This window comes from Catenulispora sp. GAS73, from assembly GCF_041262085.1.
Classification (GTDB): Bacteria; Actinomycetota; Actinomycetes; order Streptomycetales; family Catenulisporaceae; genus Catenulispora.
This window is the reverse complement of sequence record NZ_JBGCCM010000091.1, coordinates 1-1873: the sequence shown is the minus strand read 5'-3', so window position 1 is coordinate 1873 and position 1873 is coordinate 1. Positions and strand designations below refer to the sequence as shown.

The window sequence follows — 1873 nt, the reverse complement described above, 5'->3', positions numbered from 1 at the left end:
GACTCTGCTGGCTTATTTGTTAGGCGGCGAGGGCGGCTTGTAGTCGGGTGAGGTGGCTGGTTCGGGTTCTGCCTTGGAGGTGGTTGTTGGTCCAGGCGTGCCAGCGGATGAGGTTGATGGCGCAGGCGGCGGTGATGTGGTCGGCGTGGGTTTTGGGCAGGCCTCGGTAGCGGGCTCGGCGGATGCCGGTGACGTCGCCGATCTGGTTGATGGTGCCTTCGATGCCGGCGCGGCGTTTGTAGTCCTGCTTCCAGTCGGTGTCCGTTTGGGTGGCGCGGGCGGCCGTTTGGGCGGTGAAGGCCTCGCGGGTGCCGATGGTGATCTGGCGGTAGCCGCGCTTTGAGCTGGTGCAGTCGGTGCGGGACGGGCAGGGCCGGCAGTCGGCGGCAGCGAACGTGATAACGATCTTGTCGGTGCCCTTCTGGACGCAGTCGGTCCAGGTGGCGCTGACCTGGCCTGCCGGGCAGGTCGCGGTGCGGGTGTCGAAGTCGATGCCGAAGTCGGCGCGGGCGAACCCGGCGGCGGCGCGGGCTTGGGCGCTGGAGTCGATTCGTATCGGGGCGACGATGGTGATGCCGTGCTCGCGTTGTGCGGTGACCAGGTGTTCGGCGCTGGGGTAGCCGGCATCCACATAGTGCCGGGCCGGGGTGAGTCCTTTGCCGGCCAGGTCGTTGTGGATCGGGCCGGTCATCGTGTTGTCGACGACTCCGCCGTGGGTGGTCACCACGTTCGTGATCACGTGTAGCGCCTGGGCCGGGGGTGACACCTGGTCGTTGCCGCCATCTTGGCCGCCGGGCCCAGGCCCGCTCCCCGGATCGTCGCAGGTCTCCGAGACGTGCACTTTATAGCCCCACCAGAACACGTCCTCATCACCGACCTTCTTGCCGCCCCAGCGCGCATCGGTGTCATACGGTGAGCCCAGCCGTAGATGGGCCGGCGGGAGACCCTCACCCTCCGGTGAAGCCTCCCGCCGCTTGACCACCTCCCGCCCGGTCGCATCCGCGGTGCGCGTGTAGTTCTGCAGCATGATCACCCTTAGTGCCTGCACCGCCGGCAGCTCGCGCAGCCAATGCGGTCCCGGGCCATCGAACACCGCGGCCACAAGGGCGAACCCGTCCCGGCCATAGGACAGCGCCAACGCGTCCCGTTTGGTCTTGGAAGCGGGCAGCCGCCAAGAATCCACCCGATGCCCATACCGCAGCGTCCAGTCGGCGATATCGACCTGCGCGGCCAGCCACCCCGGTGTGGCCGCGGCCAGGGCCTCGGCCGCCGCCCGTACCGCCTCCCCGGCCAACTCCAGCCGGTTCAGATCCCGCACCGCAGCGATCACATGGGTGGAATCGGTGCGCTGCCTGCCGCCGGCTTCGACCAGGCCGCGTTCGGCCAGCGCCGCCAGCAGCGCAGCCAGCACCTGCTCTTCCAGATGATGCTCCACCACCCGAGTGCGGAACTCGGAGAGCACGCTGGCGTCGAACCCGTCCTCATCCAGGCCCAACCCCAGCGCGTATCTCCAGTCCAGGCGGGTTGCCACCGCATGCTCGGCTGCCCGATCGGTAAGGTTCTCTGCCTTCTGCAACACCGTCACCAACGCCAGCCGTCCAGGCGACCACGCCGGACGGCCCCGCGCCAGGAACGCCTCGGCGAACAGAGCATCCGAAAACAACTCCCCGAACTCATCACGCACCGCCACCGCCAACGGCAGATCTTTACACCGGAAGATCCGCCGCACCGCCGATGCCACCACCGGATCCGGCTCAGGCCAGGCCACAGCCTTAAGAGACACCACACACCCTCCCACGGCCGAGACCACCCCGACCGCCGAAGAACACCCTCACACGGATCTCAAACTCCTGACGAATAAACCAGCAGAGTC

The 1873-nt window shown here is 67.8% G+C and carries 1 protein-coding gene; it reads right to left on the bottom strand.

Annotated elements, in window-relative coordinates; translation table 11 throughout:
- Positions 1-19 precede the first annotated feature (19 nt).
- A complete protein-coding gene (locus ABH935_RS50805; RefSeq protein ID WP_370385233.1) occupies positions 20-1783 on the bottom strand; it encodes an IS1182 family transposase in 1764 nt (587 codons plus the stop codon).
- Positions 1784-1873 lie beyond the last annotated feature (90 nt).